The sequence below is a fragment of the Arcicella gelida genome (genome assembly GCF_034931025.1).
Taxonomy (GTDB): domain Bacteria; phylum Bacteroidota; class Bacteroidia; order Cytophagales; family Spirosomataceae; genus Arcicella; species Arcicella gelida.
The window spans coordinates 1-16035 of record NZ_JAYGIL010000041.1 but is presented as its reverse complement, the minus strand read 5'-3'; the positions used below and the strand labels follow the sequence as shown (position 1 = coordinate 16035).

General features: G+C 34.8%; 16 protein-coding genes. 10 read left to right on the top strand and 6 right to left on the bottom strand.

Annotated elements, in window-relative coordinates; genetic code table 11:
• Positions 1 to 26: 26 nt before the first annotated feature.
• The 4 genes from VB776_RS22270 to VB776_RS22255 all read right to left on the bottom strand — a co-directional run bounded on the left by VB776_RS22270 (position 27) and on the right by VB776_RS22255 (position 4279).
• Entirely contained in the window at positions 27 to 1121 is a 1095-nt protein-coding gene (locus VB776_RS22270; protein ID WP_323699079.1) for an FUSC family protein, read from the bottom strand.
• 47 nt (positions 1122 to 1168) lie between these two features.
• On the bottom strand, positions 1169 to 1912 hold the full coding sequence (locus VB776_RS22265) for a Dph6-related ATP pyrophosphatase (protein WP_323699078.1): 744 nt from the start codon (positions 1910 to 1912) through the stop codon (positions 1169 to 1171).
• Positions 1913 to 2019: 107 nt separating this feature from the next.
• Positions 2020 to 2703 (bottom strand): VIT1/CCC1 transporter family protein, encoded by a 684-nt coding sequence (locus VB776_RS22260; RefSeq protein WP_323699077.1) that lies wholly within the window; start codon positions 2701 to 2703, stop codon positions 2020 to 2022.
• A gap of 130 nt (positions 2704 to 2833) precedes the next feature.
• The gene (locus VB776_RS22255; protein ID WP_323699076.1) at positions 2834 to 4279 is read right to left on the bottom strand and encodes a POT-type proton-dependent oligopeptide transporter; all 1446 of its coding nucleotides are present in this window, start codon (positions 4277 to 4279) and stop codon (positions 2834 to 2836) included.
• Between the two features lie 507 nt (positions 4280 to 4786).
• Between VB776_RS22255 and VB776_RS22250 the strand changes: the two genes are divergently transcribed.
• From VB776_RS22250 to VB776_RS22225, 6 genes are all read left to right on the top strand, one after another.
• Positions 4787 to 5566 carry a ParA family protein gene (locus VB776_RS22250; protein WP_309920033.1) on the top strand — a complete coding sequence of 260 codons (780 nt, stop codon included), beginning with the start codon at positions 4787 to 4789 and terminating at the stop codon, positions 5564 to 5566.
• Between the two features lie 58 nt (positions 5567 to 5624).
• On the top strand, positions 5625 to 6566 hold the full coding sequence (locus VB776_RS22245; protein ID WP_323699075.1) for a ParB/RepB/Spo0J family partition protein: 942 nt from the start codon (positions 5625 to 5627) through the stop codon (positions 6564 to 6566).
• A 118-nt stretch (positions 6567 to 6684) separates the two neighbouring features.
• Positions 6685 to 7311 carry a DUF5683 domain-containing protein gene (locus VB776_RS22240; protein ID WP_323699074.1) on the top strand — a complete coding sequence of 209 codons (627 nt, stop codon included), beginning with the start codon at positions 6685 to 6687 and terminating at the stop codon, positions 7309 to 7311.
• A gap of 57 nt (positions 7312 to 7368) precedes the next feature.
• Positions 7369 to 8085, top strand: a complete 717-nt coding sequence (gene dapB / locus VB776_RS22235) for a 4-hydroxy-tetrahydrodipicolinate reductase (RefSeq protein WP_323699073.1) — start codon at positions 7369 to 7371, stop codon at positions 8083 to 8085.
• Positions 8086 to 8165: 80 nt separating this feature from the next.
• The gene (gene lepB, locus VB776_RS22230) at positions 8166 to 9338 is read left to right on the top strand and encodes a signal peptidase I (protein WP_323699072.1); all 1173 of its coding nucleotides are present in this window, start codon (positions 8166 to 8168) and stop codon (positions 9336 to 9338) included.
• Between the two features lie 551 nt (positions 9339 to 9889).
• Positions 9890 to 11173, top strand: coding sequence for a M28 family metallopeptidase (locus VB776_RS22225; RefSeq protein WP_323699071.1), 1284 nt, complete (start codon positions 9890 to 9892; stop codon positions 11171 to 11173).
• A 99-nt stretch (positions 11174 to 11272) separates the two neighbouring features.
• Here VB776_RS22225 and kdsB read toward each other — a convergent pair whose 3' ends face one another.
• Complete coding sequence (kdsB, locus tag VB776_RS22220) at positions 11273 to 12046, bottom strand: 3-deoxy-manno-octulosonate cytidylyltransferase (RefSeq protein WP_323699070.1); 774 nt, start codon at positions 12044 to 12046, stop codon at positions 11273 to 11275.
• A gap of 91 nt (positions 12047 to 12137) precedes the next feature.
• Here kdsB and VB776_RS22215 point away from each other — a divergent pair, with 91 nt between their 5' ends.
• Together VB776_RS22215 and VB776_RS22210 are read left to right on the top strand one after the other, a co-directional pair.
• A complete protein-coding gene (locus tag VB776_RS22215; protein WP_323699069.1) occupies positions 12138 to 12887 on the top strand; it encodes a DUF4905 domain-containing protein in 750 nt (249 codons plus the stop codon).
• Positions 12877 to 13815: a LysM peptidoglycan-binding domain-containing protein gene (locus tag VB776_RS22210; protein WP_323699068.1), complete on the top strand. Its 939-nt coding sequence runs from the start codon at positions 12877 to 12879 to the stop codon at positions 13813 to 13815. Before VB776_RS22215 ends, VB776_RS22210 begins: the two co-directional genes overlap by 11 nt.
• A 56-nt stretch (positions 13816 to 13871) precedes the next feature.
• On the opposite strand, the gene VB776_RS22205 is transcribed toward VB776_RS22210, so the two are convergent.
• On the bottom strand, positions 13872 to 14000 hold the full coding sequence (locus VB776_RS22205) for a hypothetical protein (protein ID WP_323699067.1): 129 nt from the start codon (positions 13998 to 14000) through the stop codon (positions 13872 to 13874).
• Between the two features lie 46 nt (positions 14001 to 14046).
• Here VB776_RS22205 and VB776_RS22200 point away from each other — a divergent pair, with 46 nt between their 5' ends.
• Positions 14047 to 14820 (top strand): TIGR02757 family protein, encoded by a 774-nt coding sequence (locus tag VB776_RS22200; protein WP_323699066.1) that lies wholly within the window; start codon positions 14047 to 14049, stop codon positions 14818 to 14820.
• A gap of 60 nt (positions 14821 to 14880) precedes the next feature.
• On the top strand, positions 14881 to 15825 hold the full coding sequence (locus VB776_RS22195) for an aldose 1-epimerase (RefSeq protein ID WP_323699065.1): 945 nt from the start codon (positions 14881 to 14883) through the stop codon (positions 15823 to 15825).
• Positions 15826 to 16035 lie beyond the last annotated feature (210 nt).

Sequence of the window (16035 nt, the reverse complement as noted above, 5' to 3'; positions counted from 1 at the left end):
TTCAAAAAAACAGTTAAATATCCTACCTATTTTCCCATTACTACCAGTTTGGCTTTCCTGATTTTCATGGTAGTATAAAAACGAATTTTTTCATTGTGAACAAACCAGCCACCAATTGCACCAATTAAACTTCCAATTGAAATATCTAAAAAGCGAGTAGCAATTAATAAATCAGGGTTTTGAATTAAAGGATTGGCAGCTTCAGCAAGTAGGATTGTCATGGGTGTAATAAAAATAACTGCCAAAGCATAATGGCGAACAATGAGTATTTCGATGATAAATTGTAAAGCAATAATCGTAATACAAATACTAAAAGGTGTGTGGATGATTGATAGAAAAAGCCAGCATAAACCCAAACCCAAAAATGTACCTAAAATACGATGAATGACTCTTTGCCAAATGTGATAGAGGTTTACGCCTTGCATTACAGCCAAACAGGAAATTGGAATCCAATAAGGATTTTGGAATTTTAAAACATGTCCGATAAGCATAGAAGTAAACATAAAAGAACCGACAATCATGGCTTCAACTAAATCCGCATATTTACTTTTTACCAGTAAATCAGAAATGATAGCAGCATCTTTTTTATGATTTTTACGCTTTACCAAAAAACTATAAATTAGTGCTAAAGTGCAAGCCAACATGGTTCCCATGGCAATTAAACCAATTTTCTGAGGAATACTTGATAAGTCATGAGGCATGCCACTAGCCAATGAGGCAATCATAATAAAGAAGAAACTAGCTGGTGGCTTTGTCTTAAAATAGAGGTTAATCCAGTAAACCATCGTTGAAAAAATACCGAAAACGATTGTAGAAACAAATGGATTAAAACTGAAAATTAAGCCTATTGCATAAGATACCATAAAGCCAAAAGAGCAAATCAACATGGTTGCCATTCTGCTAACGATTGAGTTGGCGGTAGGAATGTATAAAATGACAAGTCCAGAAAGGCTTGCTAATAAACCCGATTTTACATTATCAAAAGCCAAGCCAATCAGTAAAGGAATTCCTATGCAGAGTGAAGCCAGTACAGGAATATGCCAAAGTCTATCCGACTTTTTAAGTTTAAAGAAGGCTTTAATCTCTTGAGATAAAATTTGTTTAATGGATAGCTCTTGCATATTGTTTTTGGATTTTTCGATATACTTTGCTTTAGCTATTTATAAGATTATTTAGGCAACAAATCACAATACCAGAAACCATTATCAAATGGATTTTCTTGTGATGAATCATCGCAATCATAATTATTACCGTCTTTTTTTGAAGTAGGAGTATATTGTCGATAAACTATTTCGCCTTTTTCAAATGGAATTGCTTCTTTGAAAATTGGTCCATCGAAGACAAAAGTATGAAATTCGCCATTTTCACCACAAGGGTCAACATTTTCAGGTAAATCATTTAAAAAAGATTCATCAATGATTCTACCTACAAAGCTTTTGTCCAAATACTTATCGTTTACACAAGTAGTGATGGTTTTAAAACCTAAGTCAAGGAATTCTTTGATAATATCTTTCGTTGGGGTTTTCCATAAAGGAAAAACACCTTTTAAATTCAGTTCGGCTAATTTGTTTTCACGATATTGGCGTAAATCTTCTAAAAAAATATCGCCAAAAATAGAGGCTGTAGCTCCTTTGCTTTGTAAATCAAGCAAAGTACTTTTCATCACATTTTCATAAACTTCCATTGTTGGCATTTCTGGAAGAAACATTTTTACCAACGAAATACCGAGACTTTCAGCTTGTTGAATTAATAATTCTTCTCTTACACCGTGCATTGAAATTCGACGATACTGCTCGTTGATACTCGTCAGCAAACAATTTACTTCGTATTCGTTTGACTGTAATGTTTTATATAAACTCAAAGCAGAATCTTTCCCGCCACTCCAATTAAAAATTGCTTGTTGCTTAGTCATTCGTAATAATCAAGGTTTATCAGATAGGTTTTTCTTTGTTGGATTTTTTATTTTGTGTATCAAAAAATCACTAACTCGCTTACTTACAATTCATATAACTGTTCTATTTATCCTCCAAACATTTTTGCTACGAAGAAAGCAGCACCAGCGGCAGCAGCACCGATTAAGGTTACTTTAATCGCTCCAGTCAATGGATTTTGTCCTGTTACTTTACTTTTAAAATAGCCAAATACAAAAAGTGTTAGTAAAGTTACTGCCATAGAATAAAGTAATCCTTGATGAGCATCTTCTACAAAAAAATAAGGAGCAAGTGGAATTATTCCACCGACGATGTAAGCAGTGCCAATCGTCAAAGCTGAATTTCTAGCTCTGTTGATGTCAGGTTTTTCTAAGCCTAATTCAAACTTCATCATAAAATCTACCCATTTCTTTTTGTCTTTTGAAAGGGCTTCAACGATTAAATTTTGTGCTTCTTCATCTAAACCATAATCAGCAAATACTTCTCTTACTTCTTCTTTTTCTCTTTCAGGAACTCTTTCTACTTCTTCGTATTCTCGTTTTAGTTCGGCATCGTAATGTTCAACTTCGGTTTGTCCTGCTAGAAAGCCACCCAAACCCATTGCAATTGAACCTGCTACAATTTCAGCAATACCCGCAGTAGTAATGATGGAAGTATTAGCTACGGCTCCCGAAAGTCCAGCCGCCAAAGCGAATGGGACGGTCAGTCCGTCAGACATTCCGATAACAATATCTTTAATAAAATCAGAGCTTTCTAAATGTTGTTCTTCCATAATGTTTTTTAGGACTTTCAGCCTTGAGCTTTTTCGTGGAAATATACAAAAAATGAGCTTCAAGAAATATGATTTAAGTTTTATCTTAGTCTATTTCTTGAAGCTCAAAGCTAAAAACTCGTTGCTAGCTTTACTCCGTCACTCCTACATAACGAGTCTCCTTCATTCTTGAAGCAATAGAAATGTAAACAAGAAATGAAGCAAACATCAAGGCTGCAAAAAACCAGAAATATTTAGCACCATCTAATTGAGCAAAGAAGCCTTTGTTAGCAATATTTTCGTTGATAAGTGAAACGGCTAAATTCCCAATAGAAACTGTTGAATAAAAGATAGCAGTCATCGTCGATTTCATAGATTTTGGCGAATTAGTATAAGCATATTCTAAACCAGTAATTGAAACCAAGATTTCCCCCCAAGCCAAAACCAAATAAGCCAATATTTGCCACCAAACAGAAGGTTTGCCACCAGCATCAATATTTTCTTGAATCATGGCTATAATCACAAAAGATAAAGCTGTTAAGAAAAAGCCAACGCCTAAACGACGTAATGGAGTAGTTTTGATGCCCAATTTTTCAAAGAAAGGATACACAAAATAAGTAAAAACTGGAATAAAGCTTACTAAGAAGAAAGGATTAAATATTTGTACTTGTTCTGGTAATAAAGTAAAGCCTAAGCCTATATTCAAATCAATTTTTTGAGCTTGCAAAACCCATTCTGATAAATTTTGATCCCACAACGCCCAGAAAATTGGAATAAAAGCAAACACAATAATCAAACGATAGACAGCTTTTATATCATCAACTTTTTGTGGGTCATAACTTGCTTTGGCAACGTCTAGCCAATGATCACCTTTTACTCTTTTGCCCATATTTATCAGTGCATAGAATGAAATAAATATAAAATTATTTCGATTAATACCTGTTGGAGGCACTCTAATATATTTTTTTCTCCCTAAAAAGAAAATCAAAGTTGCCAGAGCCATTAAAACCCCTGGAATACCAAAAGCCCATGCTGAACCATATTTTTTATTGATTTCAGGAATAAAATAGGTAGATAAGAATGAACCAGCATTGATTGAAAAGTAAAACCAACCATATACTTTAGACATAAAATGTTCATTGGTTTTGTCAAATTGGTCTCCAACATTGGCAGAAACGTTCGATTTGATACCACCAGCACCTGCAGCAATCACTGTCATTCCAATAGAAAATAGTGCTAAGTCTGTATCAAACATAGCTAACATTAAATGTCCAAAACAATATAAAATAGAGACATATAATATTACTTTATATTTTCCAAAAAACCAGTCAGCGGCAATACCTCCCAAAATAGGCATAATATATGCCAATGCAACAAACATGTGTACTTTTTGATTGGACTGAGCTTCTGCAGTTTGTTGAAGGAGTGGATTGAAAGTAGGATTGAAAAATTGTGCAATTAAAAAAGTAGGAAGGATAGAACGCATCCCATAAAAACTAAAACGTTCAGCGGCTTCATTTCCGATGATATAGGGAACAGCCTTGGGATAGCTATTTGATTTTTGAACCTCTTCGGTTTCAATGGATTTTGATGTCATAAAATAAGTTTGTTAATAAAGTATATGAATGAAATGTAAATAAAATGTTAAGATTGAACGTTCCAAAATTATGCTAAAATACATTTTCTGATTTTTAGAAACAATTTTGAATACATCTCTAAAAGTATATCGAATGTGTATTATTTGTACTTTGTTGCTATTTATATCTAAAAATCATCATTTTTATTGTCTTAATCTAATTTTTATCAAAATAAAAATAATCATTTTAACTCATAAAATTGTCAATTCTATTGATTGTTAATACTGAATCAAATATAGTATTATACTCATAAATCAATAATCGTGAAACATTTTGTGGAACACTCTTTGCTTATGTGGTCGGAAAGGACGATATTTGAAGTCTGTTATTTGAGGTACTGGGAATTGTGAATTAGCTTGTAGGAATTAAGGAGTAAGATTTGTCTTTTTAATTTAATACTTCTTTAGCCCGTTTGTCTGTTCGTAAATGCCTAGCTTAAAAAAGACTGTAACTCAGAAAAATCCAAGATGGGGAAAATAATTGCCATAGCCAACCAAAAAGGAGGAGTTGGAAAAACGACAACCACTATTAACCTGGCGGCAAGTTTGGCCGCTCTCGAATTCAGAACACTCATTGTTGATGCTGACCCTCAGGCAAACTCTACTTCAGGTTTAGGGTTTAATCCTAAGGAAATTGAAAATTCAATTTATGAATGTATGGTTGATGGAGTAAATGTGCAAGATATTATCATTGCTACAGATTTACCTTATCTGCATATCATTCCTTCGCACATTGATTTGGTTGGTGCTGAAATTGAAATGATTAATCTTCGTGATCGTGAACAAAAAATGAAAGAATCATTAGGCGTTATTCTTGATAACTATGATTTTATTATTATTGACTGTTCACCATCTTTGGGTTTAATCACCATTAATGCCCTTACAGCCGCTGATTCTGTGATAATTCCTGTACAATGTGAATATTTTGCATTAGAAGGACTTGGAAAATTATTGAATACCGTGAAAATTATTCAATCTCGTTTGAATACCAATTTGGCCATTGAAGGTATTTTATTGACAATGTATGATTTAAGAGTACGTTTGTCGAACCAAGTAGTAGCAGAAGTAACAGCCCATTTTCATAACATGGTATTCAATACCATTATTCCTAGAAATATTCGTCTTTCAGAATCTCCAAGTTTTGGTGTTCCAGCCATTGCACACGATTCGGAAAGTAAAGGTGCAATTAGTTACTTGAACCTCGCTCGTGAGGTTTTGGCTAAAAATGGATATGTAACACAAGAGTAGATTTTTCCTTTTGGAAAACGCCATCCCGAAAAATCTGTTCTATATCATCGTATAAGAAATGAGTAAAGTAGAAATCCCAGCAGTAAAAAAACGTGTCGGACTTGGTAGAGGCTTAGGTGCTTTACTTCAAGATTCGGACGAAGTAAATAACACGCAGCCTCGTCAACCTGCAACACCCATCGAACGCCCTACACGTTTAGAGCAAATTAGTTCGATGAACGAAATTTCGGTTGATTTAATCGAAACAAACCCTTATCAACCAAGAACACATTTTGACGAAGAAGCCCTGAATGAATTAGCAGATTCAATCAGAGTACAAGGAATTATTCAACCGATTACGGTTCGTCAGATTGCTCCGAATAAATTTCAGTTAATTTCTGGAGAGCGTCGTTTGCAAGCTTCAAAAAGAGCTGGTTTGAAAAGTATTCCTGCTTATGTGCGTACTGCTGACGACCAGCAAATGCTAGAAATGGCATTAATCGAAAACATTCAACGTGAAAACTTGAATGCTATCGAAATTGCATTAAGCTACCAAAGATTGATTACTGAATGTTCTCTAAAACAAGAAGAACTAGGTGATAGAGTAGGGAAGAACCGCACAACGGTTAATAATTATATTCGTTTGCTAAAATTACCAGATGTAATACAAGTAGCGTTAAGAGATACCAAAATTTCGATGGGGCATGCTCGTGCTATTATCAATATTCCTGATAGAGAACAGCAATTAGATATTTTTCAGAAAACGATTGCAGACGATTGGTCAGTAAGAAAAGTAGAAGAAGCCGTTCGTGAATTAGCCAATGCCTCTTTAGTAAATACTGCAAAGAAAGCAATCGGTGGAGGAGTAAAGCAAGAAATCAGAAGTTTACAATTCCGTTTACAAGCCTATTTTGGAGCAAAAGTGACCGTAAAGGCTGACGATAAAGGTAAAGGTGAAATTAAAATCCCATTTACTTCTCAAGAAGAATTAGATAAAATCTTATTAGCGATTAAAGCTTAGTTGAAAATCCAGTCCTTCTATCATGAAAAGGACTGGATTTTTCTCTTAAAAAAACTTAATTACCCTTCACCAGACGGAATATTAGCGGTAATTTTGCGTTGAAGTTCAAAAAACTAAAATGAAGAAATTACTTATAGGCTTATTTTTTTTCCTTGGAAGTTTGCTAACACAAGCACAAGTATTGAAAGAAAGTAATGTTGTTAGTCTGAAAGACTCTTTAACAAATGTCATCGTCAAGAAAGATTCTATAAAAAAGCCTTATAAAATCATTCCAAGAGTTTCAACGTTACGCTCGGCAATGGTACCGGGTTGGGGACAAATTTACAATCGTCAGTATTGGAAATTACCTTTTGTATATGGTGGTTTTGCCGTGAATATTTACTTTATCATTACCAATCAAGCTAAATATTCTTATTACAAACAGCAATACATTGATAATTTTAAAGTGGCAAGTCCACCTTCAAGTGCTAAAATTACACTTTATGGTGACGAAAGTGGAACGCAACGAGAAGTAACATCTTCACAGCTCAATACTTTTGTGAATGGTTATCGTAGAAACAGAGATGGTTCTTACTTATTTATTGCAGTAGTTTGGGCGGCCAATATTATTGATGCCAACGTAACGGCTCACTTGAAAACCTTTGATTTGACAGACGATATTTCATTCAAAATTCAGCCGACATTAACAAGCCCCGATATGATGAATGCCGTTTACGGAGCAAAACTTACTTTTGCTTTCAAATAAAATTAAACATTATTAATCCTTTTAGGAAATATTCAATTACACAATCAATTTATTACTATGAATATTGTTTTACTCGGTTATGGCAAAATGGGAAAGGTTATTGAAAAAATCGCCTTAGACCGAGGTCATAATATTGTTGCTCGAATTGACGTAAATAATCGTCAAGATTTTGAAGCACTAACCACTGCTCAAGTAGATGCAGTTATTGAATTCAGCCATCCTTCTTCTGCTTTTGAAAATGTAAAAGCATGTATCAATAAAGGTTTTCCTGTAGTTTGTGGAACAACTGGTTGGCTTGAGAATAAGCCAGAAGTAGAAGCTTTAGCCCTTGAAAAAGAAGGGGCTTTCTTTTGGTCATCAAATTATTCAATTGGTGTAAATATCTTTTTTCAATTGAACAAGATGTTGGCTAAATTGATAAGTCCACAGAAACAATACTCTGTTTCAACGACTGAAATCCATCATACAGAAAAGAAAGATTCTCCGTCTGGTACGGCAATTACCATTGCAGAAGGATTGATTGAAAACCTTGAAGGAAAAAGTAAATGGATTAATAACGAAATTCCAGCACAAGATGAAGTAGCCATTTGGTCTGCTCGTGAAGGCAAAGTTCCCGGAACACATATTGTAAAATACATTTCAGACATCGACCAAATTGAAATCTCACACGTAGCGCACGGTCGTGAAGGTTTTGCTTTGGGTGCAGTTGTTGCAGCTGAATGGATTGTAGGCAAGAAAGGTGTTTTTGGAATGAATGATTTGTTGGCGTTGTAGCTTTAAGCTGACAGCTAAACTGTAATTCTATTATCAACTTTACGACTAACCATTGGAGAACATTTCCAACAACGATAAAAATGTCAGAAAAAAAACAACCTAAACAAAAATCACCTTTCCGTGAATGGATTGATTCTGTAGTATTTGCAGTAGTAGCGGCAACTTTAATACGTTTCTTCTTCTTTGAAGCCTATACCATTCCAACGCCTTCAATGGAAAGCTCATTGATGGTCGGCGATTTCCTTTTTGTAAGTAAATTACATTATGGGGTTAGAACTCCCAAAACGCCTCTTCAAGTACCTTTAACGCACCAAAAAATTTGGGGAACAGATATTCCTTCTTACTTGCGTTGGTTAGATTTGCCTATCAAACGTTTACCTGGTTTTTCAGAGGTAAAACAAGGCGATGCAGTGGTATTTAATGTGCCAAACTACACGCCAGATGGCGATGCACCAGTTGATTTACGTACTTATTATATCAAACGTTGTATCGGAACTCCGGGAAAAACTTTGGAAATTCGTGATACGCAGGTATATATCGACGGAAAACCGATGGAAAATCCTAAGAAATTACAACATGAATATTTGTTGAAAGTGAAGGAGCAATTAACAGACGAATTCTTTGAAGACCATAATATCTTCAATGGAGTTGATGCAACGGGGCAGTCGAATGCGAATTGGATGGAAGTAAATCTAACAGGACAAGATTCATTAGTAGGTGGTTTGCACGATTATATCATCAATACTTATGCTGGTAATATTGAAGAATTCAAAAAAATGAAATCTTTCTACAGCGTTGATTTATTGAAAGCTCCTAAAGGTACTCCTGATGGACAAGATGGCATGACTAACGACGATGGAGCAACGCCAATGTTTGGTAGTTCATACATTTGGAACAGAGATAACTATGGCCCATTATTGATTCCGAACAAAGGTCTGACTATCAAGTTAGATTCTGGCAATGTAGATAAATATAAGTACATCATTAAGTATTACGAAGGAAATCAAAATGTTGTCATTGACGGACATAGAATTTTGGTTGACGGAAAAGCAATTACTTCTTATACTTTCAAACAAGATTATTACTTTATGATGGGCGATAACCGTCATCATTCAGCGGATTCACGTTATTGGGGTTTTGTTCCTGCCGACCATGTGGTTGGAAAAGCAGTATTTATTTGGATGTCTTTAGACCCTAATAAGAACTTCTTGAGTAAAATTCGTTGGAATAGAATTTTTAGATTCGTTGACTAAACGAAGAAACGCTTCAAATTTTAATCGGGCTAAGTAAATGTTAACAGCATTTGCTTAGCCCGATTTTTTATAGTACATGACGAGTGATATTTGCTTGCTCCGAATTGGAGCGAGGCATTTACGAGTGATATTTGCTTGCTCCAAGTTGGAGCGACGTATTTACAAGCTATTATTTCCTTCCTGCACGATGCAGCGACGAATTTACGAGTAATATTTCCTTCCTGCACAGTGCAGCGACGAATCATCGAGTGATGTATCCTTCCTGCACGTTGCAGCGACGAATCATCGAGTGATGTATCCTTCCTGCACGTTGCAGCGACGAATCATCGAGTGATGTTTCCTTCCTGCACGTTGCAGCGACGAATCATCAAGCGATGTTTCTTTCCTGCACAGTGCAGAGACAAAAAATCAGAAAATTTTATCTCACCATTTACCTATCTAAAAAGCCTTTGTTTTTTGATAAGAGCCGTTCAGCTAATTTTTTGAAATTAAAAATTGAATCACTGTATTTAAAAATGGATTCGTCTATTTTTGTAAGAAAAAATACAAATATGAAAAGAGTAATTACATTGATTTTGTCTGTAATGGTTGCCCATTATGGATTCTCACAATCAAGCATCAAACAAACTGAAGTAGAAAGAATTGTGAAAACCTTGAGTGCCGATGACATGATGGGGCGAAGAACTTTTACACCCGGTATTGAAAAGGCTTCTGTTTTCTTACAGGCTGAATTTAAAAGAATCGGTTTGAAACCTTTAGCAGGATTGAATTCCTACGAGCAAAAATTTAGCATGTATTCGCTCAAACCAGAGCAATCTACTGTTGTTTTAAACAATGCTGAAATTGGCAAAGACAAGTATTTCTTCTTGACTGGTCACGAAAGTATTGCTTGGACTAGCCCGAAACAGATATTTTATATAGGCGAAAATGCTAATTACAGAAAGGCTTTTGGCGAAATTTTAAGCAAAAAAGTAGATGCTGTTGTATTGGTAAATCCGAAGCATCAGAAAACATTTGCCAATTATCACCGTCGTTTTAATAGCAGTTCTATGAAGGAAAGTATTGGAAAAGGTGAATCACAACTCTTTATTTTAGCCGATTCTGTACAAGTAAATGACATTAAAGCTGAGTTAACTAATAAAGTAGAGACGCTTCCGTTAGCCAACGTAACAGGAATGATTCCTGGTAAAAGAAGTAATGAGTACATAGTTTTCTCTGGACATTACGACCATCTTGGCTATCAAAAAGCCGTTGAGGGCGATTCAATTGCTAATGGTGCGGATGACGATGCTTCGGGAACAACGGCAGTAGTTGCTTTAGCAGATTACTTCAAAAAGCAAGGTAAACCAGAGCGTACTTTAATTTTTGTATGTTTCACTGCTGAAGAAATTGGCGGTTATGGTTCTCAGTACTTCTCGAAACAACTGAATCCTGATGAAATCGTAGCGATGTTCAACATTGAAATGATTGGTAAGGCTTCGAAATTTGGGGTAAATTCAGCTTTTATTACAGGTTTTGAACGTTCTGATTTTGGAACAATTTTACAAGAAGCCGTAAAAGGAAGCGTTTATAGTTTTCATCCAGACCCTTATACTGAACAGAATTTATTTTATCGTTCCGACAATGCTACTTTGGCTAGATTGGGCGTACCAGCACATTCTATTTCGTCTGACCAAATTGATATTGATAAATTATATCACTCTGTAGATGATGAATTTGAAAGCCTTGATATGACGCACATGACCAATATGATTCGTGCCATTGCAGTAGGGGCGAAGTCGATGGTAGATGGAAAGGCTACTCCGAAAAGAGTAAACAAGGCAGAGGTAGATTAGTGATTATTGCTAAAATCAACATGAGTCATCCCAATTTTTCTCCGAAATCTTTTTCAACAGATCTTTTTCAAGAGAAAATTTGGGATGACTCGTTTTTCTTTAAGAAGTAATTCGTTGTGCTTCTTCCAAATCTTCAGGAATATCAATTCCAAAACTATCGTAAGGAGTAATGGCAACTTTTATTTTAAAGCCATTTGCCAACCATCTTAATTGCTCTAAAGATTCTACTTTTTCTAATAAAGCAATTGGTAATTTTGTGATTTTATTCAAAATGTCAACTCTGTAAGCGTAAATTCCAATGTGTTTGAAGTAATCATGGGCATTTAGCCACTTATCTTTTTCGATGCCTCTTAAATAGGGAATTGTTTGACGTGTGAAGTAAATGGCTTCGTGATAATTATTGAAAATTACTTTTGGTGTATTGGGATTGAACAAAGTAGCTTCGTCTTCAATACGTTTTATTAAAGTCGCCAATTCAGTTTTAGCCGTTAGGCATTGCACCAAAATATCAATTTGTTTAGGCTGAATGAAAGGTTCATCGCCTTGAATATTGATGACATAATTATATCGTTGGAATTCTTTTCCCTCTTTTCTGCGTTCCAATTTAGAAACGATTTGTAAAGCCTCAAAACAGCGGTCAGTTCCGCTTGGATGTTTAGAGGAAGTCATTACAACTTCGCCACCAAAACTTTTTACGTGTTCAAAAATTCTTTCATCATCTGTGGCAACAACTACTTTGGCAAGTAAGTTAGATTTTGACGCTTGTTCATACACACGTTGAATCATGGTTTTACCACTGATGTCCACTAATGGTTTTCCAGGAAAACGAGTGGAAGCGTAGCGAGCAGGAATAATGCCTAATATTTTTAACACTGATAAACTGGATTAGGATGAGATTGCAAAAATATATGTTTAAACTTGTAATCGGAGACTCAAATTAAAATGTAAAATAACAATAAAATTTATGCTAAAAAAAATAGAGGAGACTTTCGCTGGAAAAATTTGGAATACTGTTTTTTATGAAGACAAAATGGTTTTGGAAGTAAGAGATGAATCTAGCCGACAAGTAAGCTTTTCTGCATTGAATTTAAAAACAGGTGAAGTATTATGGAAAGACTATCGTCCAGAAAAATCTTGGTGGTTAGGTTTAGTCGGAATTTTTGGTAATCATTTGGTCTTACATAAATATTCAGATCAGCAAAAGCCTGAACCTCTGGGAGTAATCCTAATAAATATTACAACTTGCGAGATTGAACAAAAAATAGAAGACTGGATTTTTTTTAGTTGTGATGGCAATATATTAGTGCTTTATCAGTTAGATGAGAGTAATTTACCTATTTATCAATCGCTTGAAATCGGATTGAAACCATTTCAAACCTTTATTCCTGAACAAAATCAGCATTTTGTGAGGCATTATCCTGATTCAAGTCCACATTTTCCAACGATTTTTAAATTCCTTTACCATTTAATAAATATTGAAGCCCAAAATGGGGTAGATTATCTGGAAGTCAATGACAAAATTGTAATTTCTTACTATATTTACAGAGGAAAGCAATTCCAAAATTATTTGTTGATTACCAATAAAGAAAAAAAAATTCTACTACATGATTTCATCGCAGAGAGCGAAGGAATAGGAATAGACACCTTTTCTATGAAATCTGACACTTTACTATATGTTAAAAATCAAAATCAACTCATCGGATATGAAATATAACACTAAGTCCGTTGCTAAGATTGTCTCTATCTTTCTTTTATCAGCAACATATACATCATCTTTTGCCAAAGAAATAAGCCTAGATTCAGTTACAGTACGTAAAGAAGCAGGCAAAACGTATGTAATTCATAAAGTAGAACCTAAGCAAACATTGTATTCTATTTTAAGAAAATATGGAAGCTCAATGTCTGAATTTAGAGCAGCCAATCCAGGGATTTCTGATAATGTGAATATCGGGCAAATGGTGAAAGTGCCTTTTAATAAGGTAGTTAGCACGGTTCCAGCAAAATATACAAGTAACTCAACAGCTTTATTAACACCTGAACCTTCAAGACCAGCAACACATACTGTTGAACAAGGACAAGGTTTATACGGTATTTCTAGTAAATATAAAGTAGCAATTGCTGATTTGAGGAGATGGAATAATTTAACAAACGACCAATTGTCAGCGGGACAAGTACTTATCGTAGATGCTAAAGAGTATGAACGCAAACGATATACTAATACTGACGTTCCTGCAAGAGGAGAAGTAAGAAATGAACCTTACAGACCAACATCAACTGCTGTTGAACAGCCCAAAGTAGCTGCAAAAACAGAAGAACCTGTACCAAATGATGTAAAAACTTCTTCGGAAGTAGTAAGAACAGCATCAGGATACAGAAGAACGATTGAAAGTGGTTTAGCTGAATTGATTGATGTTGAAGATAATTCAGGGAAATATTTAGCACTTCACCGTTCTGCTGGTGTTGGGACCTTGGTGAATGTGAAAAATATAGCTAACGGACAAAGCATTTGGGTAAAAGTAGTTGGAAAATTACCCGATATTGGAAGCGATAAAGTAATTATTAAATTATCGCCAAGAGCTTTTGAAAAATTGAATCCAACAGAGAAAAGAATTAGAACAGAACTCAATTACATGACCCCTTAAACAATGCGACGCAATAAAAGACAAATCACTTTTGGGCATATCGTGTTTAATGTTCTTTATACATTGGCATTTCCAGCCATCGCAACTTTTGCTTTTTTATACACAGTATTAGTTTGGATTTTTTCAATCCCGTCAAAACTTATCGCATTTGTTGCTTCAAAAATCAAATAAAAAATACTCGGCATTATTCATGGTAATAATGCCGAGTATTTTGTTTTTATCCTTTCAAGAATGACTAATTACGTCGCTGATTTATTAGCAGAAAAGTATTTACAGTACAACCAAACTAATTTTATTCCGAACGACCCAATTTCTATTCCACATCTTTTTACTAAGAAAGAAGATATTGAAATCATGGGCTTTTGGGCTTCTATTTTAGCATGGGGACAAAGAAAAACAATCATCAATAAATGTAAAGAATTGATTACTTTGATGGATGGTAGCCCGCATGATTTTATCATGAATCATCAAGATTCTGATTTAAAAACTTTCCTTTCTTTCAAACATCGTACTTTTAATGCTACAGATACACTGTACTTTATCGCTTGGTTTCGTGAGTTTTATCAAAAACATGAATCTTTAGAAGAAGCTTTTTTAGTGGGAAATCATAGTACAGAAGAATCCAATATAAAAAATAATCTCATCGGCTTTCATGACTTTTTTTTTAGTTTAGAAGATTATCCTGAAAGAACTCGTAAGCATATTGCTACGCCACTTAGAAACTCTTCTTGCAAACGCTTAAATATGTTTTTGCGTTGGATGGTAAGAAAAGATAATCATGGCGTTGATTTTGGAATCTGGGAAAATATTTCAAGCTCAACATTGATTTGTCCTTGCGATGTTCATGTAGAAAGAGTAGCTCGTAAATTGGGTTTGATAGAAAGACCTAAACCCGATTGGCAAATGGCTGTAGAATTAACCGAAAATCTAAAACTATTCGATGCCAACGACCCTGTAAAATATGATTTTGCCTTATTCGGTTTGGGAGTGGAAGGAGAGATGTAACCTTGAAGCCTGAGCTTTTAATTTTGCCTAAAATTTAAATAGTAAGTAATATTATCCAACATGAAAATTACTAAAGAGGCATTCGGACGTTTTACTGAATACGTTTTATCGAATCCAACAACTGGTGAAACCGTTAATATTTTACCTGAATTGGGTGGAATTATTCGTAAAATGGTTTTCCGAAAAAATGAAAACTTATTTAACGTAATTGTTTGCGCTGATACCGATGAACAATTAATACAACAAATGGCTGCATATCCTTCTGCACATTTATTTCCTTGGGGAAATCGTGTTAGAAATGGCAGATATTATTTTGAAGGCGATACTTATCAATTACCTATCAATGAAGTAGCACTCCACAATGCCATTCACGGCTTTGTCGCTTTTGCTAATTTTGAAGTAATTGAAGAAATATCTACCGATACAGAAGCGAGCATAATTCTCCGCTACCAATATAAAGGCAATTACTTCGGCTATCCATTTCCTTTTGTGTTAGAAATCACGAATACGCTATCTGCCGAAAAAGGTTTTACTTTGACATACTCTATCAAAAATGCAGGAACAAAAACGATGCCTATGGTTTTGGGTTGGCATCCATATTTTAAAATTGAAGGAGAAACGGCTGATGATTGGCGAATAGATTTTCCTGCTATCGAACAGTCAATTCCTGATGAACAATTGATTTCTGTAGAAACAAAATCCGTTGATTTTAGTGAAGGAATCATCTTAGATGGTCAAGACTTAAATGCTGTTTTTGCTGTTAAACCAGCCGAGAAAGTAGAAGCAGTATTGCATTCAATCCAGAAGGATGTTTCGCTTACACTTTGGCAAGAAGGCTTGAAAGGACAATTCTCTTTTATCGTTGTGTATATTCCAGAAGCACGTAACTGTGTGGCGATTGAACCAATGACAGGAAATACAAATGCTTTTAATTCAGGAGATGGTTTATTGACTTTATCAGCAGGAGAGACCTATCAAGTAAGTTGTGGAGTAACTTTGTCGTAAAAGCTGTTTGAACTTTACTAGGCTTCTTTCTATTAGCAGGCGAATTAATTCGCCTGCTAATAGAAAGAAGATGATTATAACTGTTTATTTCGGCTTCCCTTGAAAATTGTTTTTCGATATTGATTTAGAATAAAATCCACTCATATTCTGGGTGGATTTTTCATTTCACTTACGGTGATTTATTAAAAAAATACAATTTTATTTGACTTG